At 73.0% G+C, this 18779-nt stretch carries 13 protein-coding genes; 4 read left to right on the forward strand and 9 right to left on the reverse strand.

Annotation, left to right across the window (positions count from 1 at the left end):
• Positions 1–104: 104 nt before the first annotated feature.
• The 8 genes from ABWI07_RS18435 to glf all read right to left on the reverse strand — a co-directional run bounded on the left by ABWI07_RS18435 (position 105) and on the right by glf (position 12073).
• Positions 105–2132, reverse strand: coding sequence for a hypothetical protein (locus ABWI07_RS18435; protein ID WP_149263069.1), 2028 nt, complete (start codon positions 2130–2132; stop codon positions 105–107).
• Between the two features lie 243 nt (positions 2133–2375).
• Positions 2376–3266 (reverse strand): class I SAM-dependent methyltransferase, encoded by an 891-nt coding sequence (locus tag ABWI07_RS18440; RefSeq protein WP_149263070.1) that lies wholly within the window; start codon positions 3264–3266, stop codon positions 2376–2378.
• Between the two features lie 96 nt (positions 3267–3362).
• Positions 3363–4451, reverse strand: a complete 1089-nt coding sequence (locus tag ABWI07_RS18445) for a class I SAM-dependent methyltransferase (protein ID WP_353819231.1) — start codon at positions 4449–4451, stop codon at positions 3363–3365.
• Positions 4441–7116 (reverse strand): HAD family hydrolase, encoded by a 2676-nt coding sequence (locus ABWI07_RS18450; RefSeq protein WP_353819232.1) that lies wholly within the window; start codon positions 7114–7116, stop codon positions 4441–4443. Before ABWI07_RS18450 ends, ABWI07_RS18445 begins: the two co-directional genes overlap by 11 nt.
• A gap of 81 nt (positions 7117–7197) precedes the next feature.
• Complete coding sequence (locus ABWI07_RS18455) at positions 7198–8004, reverse strand: ABC transporter ATP-binding protein (protein ID WP_353819233.1); 807 nt, start codon at positions 8002–8004, stop codon at positions 7198–7200.
• 3 nt (positions 8005–8007) lie between these two features.
• Positions 8008–8877 (reverse strand): ABC transporter permease, encoded by an 870-nt coding sequence (locus ABWI07_RS18460; RefSeq protein WP_353819234.1) that lies wholly within the window; start codon positions 8875–8877, stop codon positions 8008–8010.
• The gene (locus ABWI07_RS18465) at positions 8874–10907 is read right to left on the reverse strand and encodes a glycosyltransferase (protein ID WP_353819235.1); all 2034 of its coding nucleotides are present in this window, start codon (positions 10905–10907) and stop codon (positions 8874–8876) included. Before ABWI07_RS18465 ends, ABWI07_RS18460 begins: the two co-directional genes overlap by 4 nt.
• A complete protein-coding gene (gene glf / locus ABWI07_RS18470; RefSeq protein ID WP_149263073.1) occupies positions 10904–12073 on the reverse strand; it encodes a UDP-galactopyranose mutase in 1170 nt (389 codons plus the stop codon). Before glf ends, ABWI07_RS18465 begins: the two co-directional genes overlap by 4 nt.
• Positions 12074–12224: 151 nt before the next feature.
• On the opposite strand from glf, the gene ABWI07_RS18475 reads away from it, so the two are divergent.
• Genes ABWI07_RS18475 through ABWI07_RS18490 form a run of 4 tightly spaced genes read left to right on the forward strand, consistent with a single transcriptional unit; the run spans position 12225 to position 17281 of the window.
• Positions 12225–13550: a hypothetical protein gene (locus tag ABWI07_RS18475; protein WP_353819236.1), complete on the forward strand. Its 1326-nt coding sequence runs from the start codon at positions 12225–12227 to the stop codon at positions 13548–13550.
• An 8-nt stretch (positions 13551–13558) separates the two neighbouring features.
• Positions 13559–14746, forward strand: a complete 1188-nt coding sequence (locus ABWI07_RS18480; protein ID WP_353819237.1) for a hypothetical protein — start codon at positions 13559–13561, stop codon at positions 14744–14746.
• Entirely contained in the window at positions 14743–15759 is a 1017-nt protein-coding gene (locus ABWI07_RS18485; RefSeq protein WP_149263076.1) for a glycosyltransferase, read from the forward strand. Before ABWI07_RS18480 ends, ABWI07_RS18485 begins: the two co-directional genes overlap by 4 nt.
• Complete coding sequence (locus tag ABWI07_RS18490) at positions 15743–17281, forward strand: glycosyltransferase family 39 protein (RefSeq protein ID WP_149263077.1); 1539 nt, start codon at positions 15743–15745, stop codon at positions 17279–17281. Before ABWI07_RS18485 ends, ABWI07_RS18490 begins: the two co-directional genes overlap by 17 nt.
• Here the strand turns inward: ABWI07_RS18490 and ABWI07_RS18495 are convergent.
• Complete coding sequence (locus ABWI07_RS18495) at positions 17263–18747, reverse strand: family 43 glycosylhydrolase (RefSeq protein ID WP_353819238.1); 1485 nt, start codon at positions 18745–18747, stop codon at positions 17263–17265. The genes ABWI07_RS18490 and ABWI07_RS18495 overlap by 19 nt on opposite strands.
• Positions 18748–18779 lie beyond the last annotated feature (32 nt).

Consider the following 18779-nt stretch of genomic DNA (forward strand, 5'->3'; position numbering starts at 1 on the left):
ACACTGCCGCTCGCGGCTACGCCGCCGATCTCCAGGCGGTGATTAGCACACCCACCGGCCCCGCCACCTCTCCGGCCGCCAGGTAAAGGTGCGGTGCCATGTTGTCAGGACGGGGGGTTGGCTTTGTGGCGGCCGTTGGGTTTCAGGGGTGGGACTATGCGGGGCGGGCGGGGGCCGGCGCCTCTGGGGAGGGCGTGGCGGGGCTTGGGGAGGCGTGCGGCGGAGGCCTCGGGTGGTGTTGGGGGCTCGGGCGGGTCTGCGTCGGGCTGCTCCGGCGTCTGCGCTTGCTCGCGGAGGTACTCCTCGAACTCCATCGAGTGGGCGGTCGGCAGGGTGATGATGCCCGGATTCGCGTCCACCAGGAGGGTGCGGCGGCCCGTGGCGCCCGAGTGGGTGAAGACCATGGCGGTCGGCGGGAGCTCCTGGAGTTGCGGGGGCTCGATGAGGAGTTCGCGGAAGCGCTGCTTGTCGGGACGGCGGCGGGCTGCGACCGTGCGGCCCCAAGCGGTCGCGGAGCTGATGCCCTCCACCAGGACGGAGTCGTCGGCGGCGGGGGCGGGCAGCGGCGACCAGACCGGGTCGGTTAGGCCGTCGCCGCGCGGGCGGGCGTAGGCGACCGTGCTGGCGTAGGTCTCCCCCGCGACGTCGAACAGGGTCTCGGCGGCCGAGTCGGTGATCTCGGCGACCAGCAGCGGCTGCCCGGCGCCGATGTGCTCGGCGGCGACCCGGGCGTCCTCGGGGTTGCCGAGCCGCATGAAACCCACGGCGGCGTGGCCTCGGCGGCCTAGGCGCTCGCGGACGTGGCCGGGAATCGACCGGTACATCAGGACGAGCCCGGTCCCGGTGGCCTCGCAGGCGTCAATGAGGCGGTCCAGGACGTCCCCGCGCAGCTTCTCAGCGCCGCACAGGAAGAGCGTGTGGTCCCAGCGGCCGCCGGGCGGGGCCTCCCGGATCCGGTGCGTGAGGGCGGTCGTCACGTAGGTGCCGAGGATGCGGTTGGTGAGGACGCCGGCGCGCCGGTCCATCGACACGACGTGGAGCCGGGAGGGTGGCAGCCGGACGGGTTCGGTGGCGAGCTTCTCCAGCTTGCGGAGCTGCGCTTCCAGGGCCCACGCGCGGCGGACGACGATGCGGTCGGTGGCGTCGCGTCCGAAGAGTGTCGCGATGCGCTCGTGCTGCTCGTCGGTGAGAAGGCCCTTGCGCAGGTCGTCGCGGGGGTCGCCGACCTGAGCGAGGACGCGCAGGGCGGCGGTGATCCGGGGGATCGTGGTGTCGGGGCCGAGGACCTCGATGAGCCGTTCCAGGATCGAGTTGTCGAACGACAGGTCGCGGGTGCCGCCCTCCTCCTCGCCCGCGCTGACGACCAGCGACAGCACGTCGGCGAGCGCCTCGGGGTTCAGGCCGCGGGTGGCGTCCAGGCGCGGCAGGTCGGCGGGCAGGACCCAGACGAGCGGGTCGTCGCCGCGGTCGGCCGCGAGCCGGAGGAGGTCGTGCGCGACCGCCCCTTCGGACAGGTCGATGACGGTCAGCCGCGCGCCCACCGCCAGCCTGGCCGCCCCCATCGTCGTGACCGCCGCGGACCAGCCGGCGAGCGTCCCGCCCACGATGTCCACCCGGTCGACGCCGGGAGGGACGGCCACCGGGTACCACTCGCGCTGGCTCTCGTACGCCGAGTGGCGGCGCTCCCACTCGGCCCGCTCCTTGGCGTAGGCCTTCTCGGCGGCGTCGCGGGCCCGATCGCGTGCGGCCCGCTCGCGCGCCTCGGCGTCGCGCTCCTGGGCGAGCCGCTCGCGGACGCCCCGCTCGTCCCGCCACAGACCACCGCCGGTGATGGCGAGGACGACGCAGCACGCCAGCAACGCGACCCCGGCGAACGCCCACGGGATCACGCCGGTGATGCCGCACGCGATGAACAGGACGACGAACACCAGCGTCCCGGCGAACGCGGTGCGCAGCGGCCGTCCGGCCATGTGCTCGCCGGGCCGCCGCGCGGGCGGCGGCAGCGGCGCCCTGGCCGGCTCGGCAGGCCGGTCCGGAGGCGGCCCCGGGTCGGGGTGCACCTGCGCGTAGCGCCAGCCCACATAGACGCGGTCGGCCTGTGTGAGCCGCGCCATCGCGGACCCGCTCGCCATGTCCGTCACGTCGAGAGACCCCTGGATTCGCGGGAATGGAGGGAACGCCTGGGGGTGGCCGGGTTGGGTTACTACGGTCGGTTTCTTACACAGCACAGGGTAAAGAGGTTCCCGCGTTCCCGCGCCTCGTTCAACGGAAGAGCCCCGCGGACGTCCCGCCATCCCGGTCAAACCGGTCACCAGGTCAGCCCGCAGGAAAGATCGGACAGATCCCCGCCCGCAGATGGCCGCATCCGGCCATGGTCAGCCGGCGGGGGGCGCCTTCACCGGCAGGAACGCCTCCAGCTCCATCGTGGGATGCGGGTATTTCCACTCCACGCCGTCGAACGGGACGTACATCCCCTCCGGCTGGCCTGCGAGGAAGTAGTTCCCGTCCCATTCGTTCGGGACGGTCACCGGAGCGTCGGGCGGAAAGTTCGCGCCGAGCGGCTCGTACTTGACGTCGACGCCGAACATCGCGTGGACGGCGGCGTCGACGAAGTTGAGATGCCTGATGTCACCGCGCAGGTGGGTCGCCTTGATCGCCAGGCTGTGGACGCGGTCGCGGACGAAGTACAGCGCGCTCAGGTCCCGGACGACCTGGTCGAAGCCATGCGCGCCGTCGTGGTGGACCAGCGCGCGCGTCTGCGGTTCGCCGCCGAGCACCCTCGCGACATAGGTCGGCAGGTCGCCGTGGAACATGCGGACGCGCGTCATGGCCCGCGGAAAGACGCGTCGCAGCCGCTCGTAGGTGAACCGCAGGTAGGCGTCGTTGACGTCGACGAGGTCGAGTTCGAGCCCCATCGGCTCCACGCAGCCGGCGAGGATGGCGGACGAGCCGCCCATGAAGACTCCGAGGTCGACCAGCCGGGTCAGTTCCCCATGGCAGCGCTCGACGCAGGAGAACAGGTCGTAGTAGTGGTAGGCGCTGCACTGGTCCTCGTAGGCGAGTTCCACGCTCCCGATCCGGGCGGCGGTGCGGTCGAAGACCGCGTTCCTGCCGGTGAGCTTCCCAAGATCGGCGCGATGCCCTCCCCGGATCGGCATGCGCAGGGCCTCATGGAGGTTCGCGACGTCCGCGAGCTCTGGGGCAGGTTCGAGGAAGGTCCCCCAGGTGGCCTGGTGCATTGCCACGGTCGAGACATAGTCCGTCATCGCCTGTTCCCTCTCCTGAAGTCTCGGGGTCCCAGGCCGCGGGACCCGTCCCGGTGGCGGTGGTCGTGGTCGGCTAGGCCGTCCCGCAGGCGGAGATCATCGCGGGCGGCCCGGGGGTGTCCTGCGGAGGCGGGAGGAGAGGGCTCGGCCGAGGTGCGACATCGCCTCGCTCAGTTCCGGGTCCGAGGCCGCGGTCCGCTCCGGCTCCTCCTGGCGTGCCCGCGCCTCCTGGCGCCGCGCCGCCAGTTCCCTGTTGGTGCGGTCGAGTTCGGACTCGAGTCGCGCGATCTCCTGCTGCTGGGCGTTGACGGTCTCGGTGAGCCGGCCGGCGTCCTCAAGGCGGGCCGTCGCCTCGTACTGCAGTTGCAGGACGCGGGTGTAGAGCGCGACGCGGTTGTTCTCCATCGCGGCGACCAGGCGGGAGGACGTGTAGGGCCGCACCGCCTCGAAGACGGCGTCCGCGCCGGGCGCGCCGGTCCTCGCGAGCACCCCGAACCCGAACACGGCCGGGACGATTTGGAACCGCCAGTCCCCGTTCCCGTCCAGCGCGTCCTCGACGGCGGTGAGGACGCCGTTGCGCGGCCCGCCCGCCTGCTCGGCCACGGTGTACGCGCCGTCGCCGACGAACCCGGCCGGGGTGAGCTCGTCGTGCCACACCGTCGGGCCGTCCGTCGTGGCCGGGTGCGTGTCCTCCGGGGCGACCGGCGACGGCTGGTAGTAGAAGTCGCGGCGCCCGCACGGCCACAGCACGTCATGCAGGACGACCACGGCGTCCGGGGCGTTCGCCATGATCCAGGCGAGTTCGTCGCGGACGACCGCGTAGTTGTGGTCGCCGTCCAGGATGTAGAGGTCCGCCACCGGGAGGTCGGGCAGCACGGCCGGGGACAGCCCCTCGACGAGGTTCAGCCGGGGGTCGCCGTCCAGGACGGCGCGCAACTCGTCGCCGGGCGCGGGCTCGACGCAGTACACGGTCGCGCCGAGGTCGGCGTACAGCGAGCTGACCTGGCCCGACTCCACGCCCACCTCGACGACCGTGGAGACGCCGCGGCAGCGGAACACCGTCTCGAACAGCTCGCGGAAGACCGCCATCGAGTGCAGCAGCAGCGGCTGCTCGCGGGCGGTGCGGGCCTGCGCGTGCGGGTCGCCGGCGGACCCGGTCACGGCCGCGCCGAAGTCACGCGTCACCGAGCTTCCTCCTGGCCACTCGTCCGGCGCCGGCGGCGATGCCCTTCACGCCGGCGGTCCGGTACTCCTCGCGGACGCGTTCGGTGAACCGCGCGGCGCGCGCCGCCCGCTCGGCCCTGCGGTCCACCGGCATCCGCGGCGCCATTCCGGTCATCGACTGCGGCAGCATCGCGAACGCGATCGTGATCTGCCCGGACGACACCGCCGGCACCCCGGCGCGGCGGGCGAGCGGGAGCCACACCGCCGCGTAGGAGGTGTCGAACTCCATCAGGTTGCCGCCGAGGTAGCGGCAGTCGGCGTAGTGCAGGCCGACGAAGTCCTCCGGCTTGTCCCAGCGCAGCACCTGCTCGCGGCGCCGCCCGCCGGCGATGACCTTGGCCTCGATCCAGTCGACCCGCACGATCGCGGGACGGCCGGGGATGGCGAGCGAGATGTCGACCGTGTCGTGGTGCTCGAACGACAGCCGGGAGAACGACAGCCCGTTGTGGTTGATCCGGACGCGGCGGCGGATGGGCTCGTGCCACCGGTCGTCCGCCGTCCGGAAGCGCAGGCGCGTCTCGGACTTCTCGCCGGACGGCTCGAACGCCTCCGCGTCGATGGCGCCGTCCGCGACGGCCCTCGCCATGGCGCCGAGCCCGGTGTCGGACGCGGCGATCAGCGCGGGCCAGAACGAGTCGCGCATGTGCAGGTCGCCGAGGTCGCCCGGAGAAAGGTACGGGACGGCCGCCCTGAGATCGGCGGGAAGCAGGGTGGTGACCAGCGAGGAGCCGAAGTTGTCCTCGTGGGTCCAGTTCCCGAAGACCGCGGCCTCGTCGGGGGTGGGCGACTCCAGCGCGGCCACCAGGATCCGCGCGAGCCGGTTCCGGGCCGCCTCCGGGCGGGCGAGGTCCGGCCACGTGCCGCCGGACGCCGTGACGTACCTGTTCCACAGGTGCTGGAACGCGAGGACGCCGTCCTGGACGGTGCGGCGCTCGGCGTTCTGCGACGGTGAGTCGGCCGCCCGGCCGAGGACCGGCGCACCGTCCTCGGTGTAGCCGATGAGGGAGCCGCACAGTGCGTTGACGCACTGCTCCACGATCTCTGGGCTGCGCGTGACGGTCGCCGCGACGTGGGCCGGGTGCCCCGCCTGCGCCAGGTAGCCCTCGGCGCGCAGGCCGGCCATGTAGACCCGCTCGGCCCGGGTGTCGGTGGCGAGGTACAGCCCGGCCGGCCTGACGTCGATGCGGGCGATCTCCAGGGCGCGGGCGAGCTGGCGCTGGATCGTGCCGCCCCAGCCGAGGTCGACCAGCGTCAGTTCGCCCGCCGCGAGCGCGTCGTCGTCGAGCGCCCCCGCGTCCCGCAGCGACTTGATCATGCGTTCGCGGGCGGCGGTGACGGTCACCGCGAGCCGGTTGCACAGGTGCGGCGTCTCGGTCAGCGCGCGGGCGACCCGTTCGGCGATGTCGCCGTTGTCGATGACGGTGTCCAGCTCGGTCGCGAGGCCCGGGACGTCGCCGGGCTGAAGCTCCAGCACCGACAGCGCCTGCCGGACGGTCAGCCGGTACCCGGTGCGGACGAAGGCGTGCACCGCGGCGGTGTCGTGGGGGTCGAGCCCGGCCAACGAGGTCACGAACCGCGACAGCCACACCGGGGCGGCGCGCACGTCCCAGCCGCGCGCCTCGGCGGCCTCGTTGATCAGCCGGGACAGCAGCTCGCCCTCGCGCATCGAGCACCACAGCCGGCGGGTGCCGGCCTCGTGCGCCCGCCACGCCGCCCATTCGGCGAAGCCGGTCAGCACCGGGCCGAGGACGCCCGCGCCGTACCGCCACGCCACGTCCAGCGCGGAGGTGGTGAACGGGACGCCGGAGCGCACGGCCTTGGCGCGCAGGCTGGTGAGGCCGAGGTCGCCGTGCCGGTCGTCGAGGTCGGGGGCGTGGTCGCCGAACGGGAGGACGGACTCCTTCTCGCGTCTCAGCACGTCGAGGTAGGCGTCGTCGAGCCTGCGGTAGTGGACGGTGCGGATGCCGAGCCTGCCGGGCACCTCGTGGTCGGCGATCTCGTGGTCGCCGATGTGGACGATCTGCTCGGGGCCGCGGCCGAGCTCGCGCAGCACGATCTCCCAGAGGCCCGACGCCTTGTCGGTGCCGTGCTGGTTCGACCGGAAGACGCGCACGCCGTCCATCGGGCCCAGTTCCGGGCGGTCGAGGAGCCGGGAGAGGTGGTCCTCCGTGAAGTAGGTGTCGGAGACGAGCACGACCTGGAGGTCCTGCTTGCGCGCCGCCTTGACGACCTCGGCGACGTCCAGGTCCACCACGGTCAGCTCGCGCTCCAGAGCGACCTCGGCCTCGACCAGCTGCTCCAGGGGCGCGGCGCCGAGGACGCCGTCCGGCATGGCGCGCCAGATGTCGAACAGGGACACCTCGGTACCGAGCGCGTCGCGGCTGCGGCGGGCCGTGTCCTCGGCGGCGATCCGCATGCGGCGGAAGGTCGCGTCAGTCACCCAGGAGGGGCAGAGGCCCGCCTCCCGCATCCGGGAGCCGAGCAGCCCGAACACGTCGGTGGGACGGGGCACCCGCCGCCACAGCAGGGTGTCGAAGATGTCCAGGGACAGGACGGCGCACGCCCGGTCGGCGATGAGGCGGTGGACGTCGTCGAGCAGCGGGCTGCCGGTTTCGTGTTCGGTCAACGCCGTACCTCTCCCCTGGTCCTGCACCGGCGTGCGCGGCCCCCGGCCGCGGCTCGGGACACCCTATCCATCAAGATCCCCTCATCTCCCGGCATCGCCTGACGCGGCGGGCGTCCCGGCCGCCGCGGCGGCGCGGCGCGCGGCCCGGTCCTCGCGCACCAGCCGGCCGGCCTCCGCCGTCGGCCCGTCGAAGATCACCCGGCCCTGCCGCATGGTGACGCCGCGGTCGCAGAGCCCGACGAGCATCCTGATGTCGTGCGCGACGATGACCATGGTGCGGCCCTCGCCTCGCAGCTCGCGGATGCGGGCCAGGCACTTCTCCCGGAACGGCGGGTCGCCGACGGCCAGCACCTCGTCGATGAGGAACACGTCCGGCTCGGTGTGCGCCGCGATCGAGAAGGCCAGCCGCATGAACATGCCGGAGGAGTAGAACTTCACCTGGTCGTCCAGGAAGCGCTCGACGCCGGAGAACTCGACGATCGCGTCGAACTTCCGGGCGATCTCGGCCTGCGGCATGCCGAGGATCGCGCCGTTGAGGAAGACGTTCTCGCGGCCCGTCAGCTCGGGGTGCAGGCCGGCGCCCACGTCGATCAGCCCGGCGACGCGCCCGCGGACGAGCACCGACCCGCTGTCCGGCCGCATCACCCCGGAGATCAGCTTGAGCAGGGTGCTCTTGCCGGATCCGTTCAGTCCCATGAGCGCGACGGTCTCGCCCTGGCCGATGGTGAGGCTCACCTCGTCCAGCGCCCTGAAGCGGTCCGACAGGCGCTGCCCGCGCAGCGCGCGGACGCTCATCTCCTTGATCGAGCGCGCGTGCCGCAGCGTGAAGTTCTTCGTGACGCGGTCGATGACGATCGACGGCACCGGGGTCGGGTTCGAGGAGGTCAACGGCTACAGCTCCTGCGCGAAACGCGCCTGCATGCGGGAGAACGCCGCGTGCCCGGCGATGAACACCAGCACGCTGGCGGCCAGGGAGACACCGGCGTGGGCGTACAGGTGGGGCGGGAAGGCGAAGTCGCCGCGGGTCCCGGGGAACCAGAAGGCCCGCTGGAACAGGGAGACGGCGCTGACGAGCGGGTTGGCGAGGTAGAGGTCCAGCACCCAGCCGGGCGCGTGCTCCCGGACGTGGGTCCACGGATAGATCATCGGCACCGACCAGGTGATGACGACCATGGAGATGTCCACGACCTGCTCCAGATCGCGGAAGAACACGTTCACGGCCGCGCAGAACAGCCCGAGTCCGAAGCCGAGCACGACGATGATCGTGAACCCGTAGAGGGCCGCGCCCAGGTCCGCCGGGGACGGCCGCCACCCGGCGGCGACGGACCCGCCCAGCAGGATCATCAGCCCGGGCAGGAAGTGCACGAGCGAGACCAGCACCGACGCGGTCGGGAACAGCTCGCGCGGCAGGAACACCTTGTTGACGAGCGCGGCGTTGCCCGTCACCGAGCGGGTCGTCGAGTGCAGCGTCTCGGTGAACAGGTTGAGCAGGACCATGCCCGAGAACAGGTAGATCGGGAAGTCCTCGACCCGGTCGTCCATCCCCAGGAAGACGCCGATGACGTAGAAGTAGACCGCGAAGTGCACGGCCGGCCGCACGTAGGACCAGCCGAGGCCGAGCAGCGAGCCCTTGTAGCGGGCCCGGAGCTCCCGGCGCACGAGCAGTCGCAGCAGGTACTTCTCCCGGAAGGTCCGGCGCAGGCCTCCGTCGCCTCCGGGCGCCCGCATCCCGTCGACGGCGCGGACCGGCGCGACGGTCATCCGGCCGCTCCCCCGTCCGCGCCGTCCGCCGACTCGAAGGTCGCCCGCCAGGCCTCGGGGGACGCGATCTCGGCCATCGCCGCCCGGTAGCGGCGGCTCAGCTCCGGCCACTCGCGGCCGAGCCGGGCGTGCAGCAGCGAGGTGCGCCGCAGCAGCGCGCGGAAACGCTCCGGGTCGCGCTGGTACCAGGCCACCCTGGTGCCGTCCGCCGAGGAGACGAGGGCGCTGTCGACCTGCGACAGCAGGCTCCAGTGCCGGTCGATGTGCGGGACGACGACCTGCGGGTTGCCGTGCGAGCCGGGGTCGACCGGACGGAGCTGCTTGACGGTGCCGAGCATCGCGCTCGCGAGCACGTTCACCGTGCCGCGCGGCGGCTTGAACTCGCGCCCGCGCTTCGGCGGCCTGGCGCGCCGTACCTGCGGGAACTCCTCGTGGCTTGGGCGGTTCTGGGCGTCGGGGAAAGCGGCGCGGAACGCCAGGATCTCGGGCAGCTTCGAGGCGATCTCCGCGTGCATGTGCTCCGGCCCGCGCAGCACGTCCTCGATCGCCGACAGCATCAGCTCGGCGGTGGAGTACTGCATGGCGAGCGCGTGCTTCACCGAGATGATGAAGCTCTCCTTGAGCAGGTTGCCGCCGCGCTCGTACGGCGAGTGCATGAGGGCGGTGACCAGGCGGTTGCGCTCGTGGAAGTACGCCTGCCAGTCGATGCCGTCGTCCTTGTCCTGCCAGGGGACGTGCCAGGCGGCCATGCCCGGCAGCGTCACGGTGGGGAAGCCCGCCTCGCCGGCGCGGACGCAGTACTCGGCGTCGTCCCACTTGATGAACATCGGCATGGACAGCCCGATCTTCCGGACGACATCGGTGGGGATGAGGCACATCCACCAGCCGTTGTAGTCGACGTCGACGCGCCGGTGCAGCCATTTCGTCTTGAGCAGGCTGCCCGAGCTGGTCTTCGCGCGGGGTCTCGGGTCCGGCGGCTTGGCGAAGTCGTGCTCGCGCTTGGTGTGCGGGGCCTCCTCCCACCACCAGCGGTACCGCCCGATGGTCTCGCCGTAGGCGTGCAGCTGCGAGCGGACGAACAGGTTGAACATGTGGCCGCCGACGATCGTCGGCGTGCGGGCGAAGTCGGCGAACGCGACGGCGCGCAGAACGCCCTCGGTCTCGGTGACCACGTCGTCGTCGAGGAGGAGGACGTAGTCGCTGGTCCCGGCCCTGACGGTCTCGTCCATGGCGCGGGAGAAGCCGCCGGAGCCGCCGAGGTTGCCCTGCTCGATGACGTGCAGCTTCGGACCGAGGACCGCCGCGGCGCGCTCGAACCCCTCGTCGTCGCGGACGCGCTGAGTCCCCTGGTCGACGACGTACACGGCGTCCACCACCTCCAGCGCCTCGGCGGCGCCGCCGAGCGCGACGAGCTGGTCGACGCAGAAGCCCGGCCGGTTGAACGTGGTGATGCCGAGGCTGACCCGGCCCTGCCGGACGGGCCCGGTGGCGCTCGTGTCGGCGCACCAGTCGGCCCGCTCCAGGACGGCGTTGCGCTCCCCGGCGAGCACGTCCATCCAGTACCAGCCGCCGTCGATGAACGGGCGCAGCGTCAGCCGGAACGTCTCCTCGCGGGAGGTCTCGGAGTCGACGCGGACCGAGTCGACGCGCTGGACGTGGCCCTTCGCGCTGGACCGGTAGACGATGACGGTGGCCTGGCCGCGCACCCGGATCCGCAGCACGACCTCCTCCACCGACGTCCAGCGCCGCCAGTAGCTCGCCGGGAAGGCGTTGAAGTAGGTCGCGAACGAGACCCGCCGCCCGACCGGGACGACCACGCTGCGGCGGCCGACGTCCTCTGCCCCCTCCGCCGGGATCCCGGGCTCGGCGGCGGCCTCGGCGGCGAGGGCCTCGGCGCCGCGGGCGATCTCGCCCTCGACGTACAGCTTGAGGACGTCCAGGTCGCGGTCGACCGGCATCACGACCCGCTGCAGGACCCGCAGGTCGGGGACGGCGCCGCTCCCGCCGGACGGCTCGGCATGTTCGGTCACTCGGCCACACCTCCGCTAGTAAGACGCGAACCCTCGCCGAAATGGGGACGCAGCCTGTTGTCGACCATGCTGAGCGCGCTGGCGATTGCCATGTGCATGTCGAGGTACTTGTAGGTGCCGAGCCGCCCGCCGAAGAGGACGCCGTCCTCGCGCTTGGCGAGCTCGCGGTAGGCGAGCAGCCGGGCCCGGTCGGCGGCGGTGTTGACGGGGTAGTACGGCTCGTCGCCGCGCGCGGCGGCCCGCGAGTACTCCCGCATGATCACCGTCCGGTCGGACGGGTAGTCCGCGCGCTCGGGGTGGAAGTGCCGGAACTCGTGGATCCGGGTGTAGGGGACGTCCTCGTCGGCGTAGTTCATGACCGGGGTCCCCTGGAAGTCGCCGGTCGGCACGACCTCCGTCTCGAAGTCCAGCGTCCGCCAGCCGAGCTCGCCCTCGGCGTGGTCGAAGTAGCGGTCCAGCGGACCGGTGTAGACGACGGGCACGTTGCCGACGACGTCGTCCCGCAGGTCGAAGAAGTCGGTGTTCAGCCGGACCTCGATGCGCGGGTGGTCGGCCATCCGCTCCAGCCAGGCGGTGTAGCCGTCGACCGGGAGGCCCTCGTGGGCGTCGTCGAAGTACCGGTTGTCGAAGGTGTAGCGCACCGGCAGCCGGGTGATGATCTCCGCGGGCAGGTCGCGGGGGTCGGTCCGCCACTGCTTGGCGGTGTAGCCGCGGATGAACGCCTCGTACAGCGGACGCCCGATCAGCGAGATCGCCTGCTCCTCCAGGTTGGCCGGACGGCGCACCTCGGCGGCCTGCTCGGCGATCAGCGCGCGCGCCTCGTCCGGCGTGAAGACCCGGCCGAAGAACTCGCAGATCGTGCCGAGATTGATCGGCATCGAGTAGACCCGGCCCTTGTAGGTCGAGTACACGCGGTGCCGGTAGCCGGTGAAGGAGGTGAACCGGTTCGCGTACTCCCACACCCGCTCGTTGGAGGTGTGGAAGAGGTGCGCGCCGTAGCGGTGCACCTCGATGCCGGTTTCCGGCTCCGCCTCGCTGTAGGCGTTCCCTCCGATGTGGTCGCGGCGGTCGAGCACGAGGACGCGGAGGCCGAGCCCGGCCGCGCATCGTTCGGCGACCGTGAGACCGAAGAATCCGGAACCGGCCACCACGAGATCAACGTTCACTGGACTGTGTCCATCCGGGGGTGTCCATCCGACTCGTGCGGGGAGCGAAGGGACCAGGCCGCACCGGGGCGGCGGCCGGATCCCTGTGTACGGAATGCGGCTAAGATACCCGGGGTTCGATCAGTACCGGCGCAGGAAGCCGAGGATCGCGGTGCCCCCACCCACTCCCGGTAGTGCGGCGCACAGTGCGCGCCCTGCGCTCTACCTGCACGTCGGGGCGGCCAAGAGCGGCACGACGTTCCTGCAGCAGGTGCTCTGGCACAACCGCGACCGGCTGCGCGAGCACGGCGTCCTCTTCCCGGGCCGCGACGTGGCCTCGCACGCCCGCGCCGCGTTCGACCTGCGGCAGACGTTCTTCCGCGACGCGTCCGATCCCGCGATGCGCGGAGCGTGGCCCGAACTGGTCGCCGAGGCCCGCGCGTGGCGCGGCACCGTCATCCTCTCGCAGGAGCTGTTCGCCCCCGCCCCGCCGCACCAGATCCGGCAGGCCATGGCCGACCTCGGTTTCGCCGATGTCCATGTGGTCTTCACCGTGCGCGACCTCGGCCGGCAGATCCCCGCCCACTGGCAGGAGGACGTCAAGAACCGCTTCACGACCTCGTTCGACGAGTTCGTGGCCGCGCTGCGGCGGCGGGACTGGCAGGACTACGAGAGCGCCCGGCTGTTCTGGGGGCTGCAGGATCCGGTCGAGGTGCTCGCACGCTGGGGCGAGAGCCTGCCGCCGGAGCGGGTCCATGTCATCACCCTGCCCCGGCCAGGCGCGCCGCGCGACCTGCTCTGGCGGCGCTTCTGCGCGGTGACCGGCCTCGGGGCGGAGGACTACGACCTGTCCCGGACGTTCGCCAACCCGTCGCTCGGGCTGAGCGAGACGCAGTTCCTGCTGCGCCTCAACGAGGCCCTCGGCGACCATGTCGGCTGGCCCGTCTACAACGCGCACGTGAAGCACTTCCTCGCGCAGCAGGTCCTGGCCGGGCGGCCGCATCCGGTCAGGATCGAGCTGCCCCGCGAACACGTCCCCTGGGCGACGGAACGGGCGGTCGAGACCGTCGAAGCACTGCGCGCGGCGGGTTACCACGTGGTGGGCGACCTGTACGAGCTGATGCCTTCGGCGGCGGCCGGCCCCGCGCTCGGGACCGCGCCCGCGCCGCCGCCCGACGAGGCGCGTTGGGCGGAGATGGCGGACGTGGGCGTCGACGCGGTCGCGGCGCTGCTGCTCCGCGTCCGCGAGACCGGCGACCGGGCCGCCGCGGTGCCCGGCGCAGGAACCGCCGTCCGCGACCGGATCGACATGCTGCGCGCGGAGTCGGCCGACCTGCTGGAGACGACGGGCCGGCTCGTCCAGGACACCGTTCCGCTCGTCGAGCGGGCCAAGCGGACGGCTCGGGAGCGCTACCAGGCGGCCGTCCGGCTTCGCAGCGCCTACCGCAGGATCCAGGGCGGGACGGACCGGTCCGGCGCGAAGACGAGAACGAGGTGAGCACCCGCATGGGGGACCCTGGAAAGTCCGTATACCTGCATGTCGGGGCGCCGGTGGCCGAGGCGGAGTTCCTGCACCGGGTGCTGTGGGGCAACCGGCGGCGGTTGGGCGACGCCGGTGTCTGCTACCCGGTCGCCGAGCCGCAGGAGAACTTCGCGGCCGTGATGGACCTGCGCGAGACGAGCTGGGGCGGCCACCGCGACCCGAACTGGGAGGGCGCGTGGGACCGCGTCGCGCAGCGTGCCCGCGAGTGGGACGGCCCTGCGGTCGCCTTCTCCCAGCCGCTGCTGGGCGGGGCGACCGAACAGCAGGTCAAGCGGGCGGTGGAGGCGCTGGAGCCGGCCGAGGTGCACGTCGTGTTCGCCACCCGCGACCTCGGCCGGCAGCTGATCCTCGACTGGCAGGAGCAGATCCGGCACGCGCACACCATCACGTTCGAGCGCTTCGTCGACGACCTCGTCGAGCTCGGCCTCGAAGCGCCGGAGCCCTACGGGGAGATGTTCTGGGGCCTGCACGACCCGGTGCGGGTGCTGCGGACCTGGGGCTCCGCGGTGCCGGCGGAACGCGTCCACGTCCTCACGCTGCCGCCGCCCGGCGGCCGGGCCGCGGTGATGTGGGACAGGTTCCGGGGCCTGATCGGCGTCGAGGACGGCGTGTGCGACCTCGGCGGGATCCACGGGGACGAGCCGATGTCGGCGGTCGAGGCGGAGCTGCTCCGCCGCCTGAACGAGAGGCTCGGTCCGGCGCTGGGCGGCGACTACGAGCCCATGGTGCGGGAGTACCTCCTCGGGCACGGACCCACCGGCGGGTCCGGCGGCGGCCGGACCCGGATGGGGCTGCCCGCGCGGCACGCCGAGTGGGCGGCCCGGCGGACCCGCGAGCTGGCCGAGTCGCTGCGCGCGTCGGGCTACGACGTGGTCGGCGACCTGGACGAGCTGACGACGTCCAGGGCACCGGAGGCCGCGATGCTTCCCGGCGACGTCCCCGACGAACTGATCGCGACCGCGTCCGTCGGGGTGGTCGTGCATCTGCTGGAGGAGCTGGCGCTGGCGCGCGAACGCGTCGGGCTCGCCCACCTGCAAAGCGAGATGACGGGCGTCCGCGAGAACCTGGAGCGGCTCATGGAGATCGCCGCCTCGCCGCCGCCGGCGCTGCAGCGCGCCGCCCGGCGGGCAGCGGGCAGGCGCAGCCCGTGAGCCGCGGCCCGCGGCCTCAAGGCCGACCGTCCGTCACCGCGGTCGTCGTCACCTACAACCGGCGCGGCCTCCTCCACGAGGCCCTGGCCGCGCTCGACGCCCAGACGCGCCCACCGGACCGGATCACCGTGGTCGACAACGCGTCCGCCGACGGCACCGCCGCGATGGTCGCCGAACTGTTCCCCGGCGTGGACCTGCTCGCCCTCCCCCGCAACATCGGCGGAGCCGGCGGCTTCAGCGCGGGCATGGCCCGGGCGCTGGACGGCGGCGCCGACCTGCTCTGGCTGCTGGACGACGACACCGTGCCCGAGCCGGAGGCCCTCGCGGCCTTGCTGGACGCGCGGACGAGAGCCTCGACCGGGGAGGACGGGGCGCCCGCGCTCGTGGCGAGCAAGGTCGTGTGGACCGACGGCCGAGACCATCCGATGAACACCCCCCGCCCCAAGCCGCGGGCGACGGCCGCCGAGTCGCGGATCGCGCGCGCGGCGGGCTGTGTGCCGATCCGGTCGGCGTCCTTCGTGTCCGCGCTCGTTGACGCGGCGGCGGTGCGCGAACGCGGGCTGCCGGTCGCCGACTACTTCCTCTGGAACGACGACTTCGAGTTCACGACGCGGCTGCTGCGCGGGCGCCGCGGGCTCCTCTGCCCGGCCAGCGTCGTGGTGCACAAGACCCGGGAGTTCGGCGGGACGGAGGCGGACCCGGGCGACCGCTTCTTCTACGAGGTGCGCAACAAGATCTGGCTGTTCACCGGGAGCCGCGGGCTCGCGCCGCCGGAACGCGCCCTGTACGCGGGGTCGACGGTCCGGCGCTGGGCCCGCACGTTCGCCGGATCCTCCGACCGCGCCGTGCTGCGCCGCGCCCTGGTCCGCGGTGTCAGGGACGGCCTGTTCACCCGCCCGAGGCCGACCGAAGTGATCCTGCGAGAGAACGGAGTCCTCCAGGAGACCGGGACCCGGGGAGACGGCGGGGCCGGGTCGCCTCCCGGCGGTCGAGTTCATGGTCGCGACGGCTGACCCGCCACGGGACGCCACGGCCCGGGGCGCGCGGTGGCTCGCCGGGCCGACGACCCCGCTCGCCTGCGCGGCGTTAACGCTCGCCGTATCGCTCGTCGGCATCCGCACCCCCTCGCTGTGGCTCGACGAGGCCGCCACGATCAGCATGACGACGCGGTCGTACGGCGACATGCTGCGCGTCTTCCCGCACCTGGACCTCGTCCACGCCCTCTACTACCTGCTCATGAAGCCGTGGGTGGCCGTGTTCGGGACGGGCGCGCTCTCGCTGCGGCTGCCGAGCGTCCTCGCCATGGCGGCGGCCGCCGCGGGTGTGGCCGTCGTCGGCCGCCGCTGCCTCGGGCCGACGGCCGGGCTCGCGGCCGGGCTGGTGTGGGCCGTCGCCCCGCAGACGAGCCGGTGGGCACAGGAGGCGCGCTCCTATGCGATGACCGCGGCGGTCGCGGTGCTCGCGACGTACCTGCTCGTCCGGGCTCTGGACCGGGACGAGCGGCGTCCGTGGCGGTGGTTCGCGGCCTACTCCCCCGCGGTCGCGTTGCTGGGACTCCTCCATCTGCACGGGATCCTGCTGCTCGCGGCGCACGGCATGACCCTTCTGGTGACCCGTCCCAAGGCCGGGGCATGGCTGCGCTGGCTGGTGTCCGCGGCGGCGGCCGCGACTCCGCCCGTGGTGCTGGCGCTCGCGGCGCAGGACCAGAAAAGCCAGGTGAAGTGGCTCCCCCGCCCCTCGTGGGACGTCGCGTGGACGCAACTCCAGTTCCTGGCCGGCGACCGGGCGCTCGTCGCGCCCGTCGTGGCGCTCGCGCTGCTCGGCGTGGTCGCGAGCGTGCGGGGTCGCGCCTCGCTTCCCCACCGCACGGCCACGCTGCCCGCCGTCGCGCTCCCGTGGGCCGTCGTCCCGACCGCCCTGCTGCTCCTCGCCTCCGGCCTCGGTGATCCGGTCTTCTACTACCGGTACACGACCTACTGCCTGCCCTCGGTGGCGCTGCTCGCCGGCGCCGGCCTGGCCGGGATCCCCGCCTTTGTGCGCCACCCCGCCGCCCGCGCCACGCTGGTGGTCGCGGCAGCGGCCGCACTCGTCGGCCCGTCCATCCGGGTCCACGACTACATCCGCCGCCAGGACAGCCGTCCCGACGACATGCTCGCGGCGGCCGATGCCGTCCGGGCCCATGCCCGGCCCGGGGACGCCGTCGTCTACCTGGCGGGGAGCGTGCGATGGAGCGCCGCCGCCTATCCGGACGTCTTCGGCAGGCTCCGCGACCTCGGCATGAGGACGGATCCGGTGGCCGACGCCAGCCTCAAGGGGCGTGACCTGCTCCCCCGCGAGCTGCCGCCGAGGCTCGCCCGGGTCGACCGGGTGTGGCTGATGGACCACCGGTCGCTCCAGCCGCACAAGCCGGTCATCGTGCGGCGGGAGGGGGCCGTATGGTCCGCCGGGCCCTGGCGGCAGGCCGGAATCTGGACCTACCGGGGCGGCCGGCTCGTCCTGCTGGAGCGGACGGGCCCCTACCGCAGCTCCAGGTAGTCGATCTGCCCCTGACCGTCCAGGCGCCGCAGCCCGATCGTGTTCCAGCCCGCGGCCAGCTCCACCGTCGCCGTGACGGACCCCCAGCCGGCGCCCTCCGTGGCACGCAGCCGCACGGACGTCGCGGCGTAGCCGTTCACCGACACCTCCAGGTCGGAGTCGCGGCCGGAGCGGTTGGCGTACCGGACGCCCACCGCGTACCGGCCCGCGGCGGGCGCGAACACGGGCACCTCGGCGCGGCAGTCGTCGCGGGCGAACGGGCCGATCGCCGACCCGCCGGACGCGTTGGGCCGCGCCAGCGCCGAGACGCAGCCGTTCAGCCGTCCCCGCTCCGCCTCGTACCGGACGGGAACGCCCTGGACGGCGGGCCTCGCGCCGTCCCAGCCGAGCCGGGCGACGTACATGCCCCGGACCAGGCCGGAGCCGCCCCGGGAGTCGAGGATCCCGTGGAAGACGAGGTAGTCACCGGTCTCGTCGCCGAACACGTCCGCGCCGCCCGGCCCCTCGACCTTCCCGCCGTACAGCCCGGTGGACTGCACGGGACCGCCCTTGGCGTACGGTCCCTCGATCGAGGACGCCACGGCGTAGCGCGTCTGGTAGTTCGGCTTGAAGTACCAGCCCGCCGAGTACAGCAGCACGTACTTCCCGCCCCGCCGGACCAGGTCGGGCGCCTCCACCAGGACGGGCTCGTCCGCCGCGCGCCCCATGATCTGCTTCGGCGCGCCGGCCAGGTGCAGTCCGTCCGGGCTCAGCCTGACCAGGTAGATCGCCGCCGTCTTCCGCTCCTCGCTCTTGTAGAGCAGATAGCGGGTGCCGTCCTGCTCGATGTAGGACGCCGGGTCGATCGCACCGCCGAGTTCCAACGGGCAGACGAGCGGTCCGCCCTCCTGCGGGACGAACGGGCCCGCGGGCGCGGACGCGGTCGCGACACCGATGCACTGGTGGTCGCCGTCCTTGCGGCGCGCGGAGAAGTACAAAACGTACGAACGCGACCCGTCGCGCGGCGGGACGACCTCCGGTGCCCAGGTCCGGCCTCCGGTGGCCCATGCCGGAAGCCGGGCCAGAGCGTCGCCGGGCACCGGCCTCCACGGGCCGGTCGGTGACTGGGCCGTCGCGACGGGCACCGTCGCGTCCCCGTTGTTGGTGCCGTAGGCGAAGTACGTCCCCGCCACCTTGATCATGGTCGGGTCGGCGAACGGACCGTCGATCACCGGTTCGGCGGGCGCGTAGCCGGGCGGGTCGATCGCCGCCGGAGAGCCGGCCGGACTCGGCGGTGGAGCGCCCTCCGACGCGTCGGCGCCGCCCCGGCCGGACCCGCCCGGCGGACGGACGCCGGGTCCGCCCGAGACCGGGACCACGGACACGGCCAGCCAGACGACCAGCCCGACCAGGGCGCTGATCGCGGCCCCCGCGACCAGCGGCAGCAGCGGTGCGAGCGCCCGCGGATCACGGTTCGTCCACCTCATGGCACCCCGCATCATGCCAACAATCGCGGCCG

Origin of the sequence: Actinomadura sp. NPDC000600 (genome assembly GCF_040492135.1) — a bacterium.
Classification (GTDB): Bacteria; Actinomycetota; Actinomycetes; order Streptosporangiales; family Streptosporangiaceae; genus Spirillospora.

What these genes read in the sequence shown, in the direction of transcription:
- ABWI07_RS18435 (WP_149263069.1), bottom strand. Translation starts at nt 2,132, where the DNA reads ATGGCGAGCGGGTCCGCGATGGCGCGGCTCACACAGGCCGACCGCGTC.
- ABWI07_RS18440 (WP_149263070.1), bottom strand. Translation starts at nt 3,266, where the DNA reads ATGACGGACTATGTCTCGACCGTGGCAATGCACCAGGCCACCTGGGGG.
- ABWI07_RS18460 (WP_353819234.1), bottom strand. Translation starts at nt 8,877, where the DNA reads ATGACCGTCGCGCCGGTCCGCGCCGTCGACGGGATGCGGGCGCCCGGA.
- ABWI07_RS18480 (WP_353819237.1), top strand. Translation starts at nt 13,559, where the DNA reads ATGGGGGACCCTGGAAAGTCCGTATACCTGCATGTCGGGGCGCCGGTG.
- ABWI07_RS18490 (WP_149263077.1), top strand. Translation starts at nt 15,743, where the DNA reads ATGGTCGCGACGGCTGACCCGCCACGGGACGCCACGGCCCGGGGCGCG.
- ABWI07_RS18495 (WP_353819238.1), bottom strand. Translation starts at nt 18,747, where the DNA reads ATGAGGTGGACGAACCGTGATCCGCGGGCGCTCGCACCGCTGCTGCCG.